This window comes from Microbacterium sp. HJ5 (assembly GCF_054824025.1).
In genome coordinates, this window is record NZ_JSYE01000049.1 from 1 (window position 1) to 231 (window position 231).

Annotated in this window: 1 protein-coding gene; it reads right to left on the minus strand. The window is 60.2% G+C overall.

All coding sequences use genetic code 11. The features are described 5' to 3' along the window. The coding region (locus OB08_RS16120) for an integrase core domain-containing protein (protein WP_461476523.1) at positions 1-231 on the minus strand (231 nt) is incomplete at both ends.

The window sequence follows — 231 nt, forward strand, 5'->3', positions numbered from 1 at the left end:
TTGTAGTGCTCGAGCCAGGGTGCAAGTGCTTCGGCGCGTTCACTGTTCGAGGTGAAGACGCGCCGGTAGGCCCATTCGGTTTGCAGGGTGCGGTTGAGTCGCTCGACTTTGCCGTTCTGCCAAGGGCAATGCGGCCGAATCAGGACGTGCTTGGCGTGGAGCTCAGTGATCGCGTCGCGGACATCGTTTGACAGCCGGTAACTGAAGTGGTTGTCGGTCATGACCCGTTCG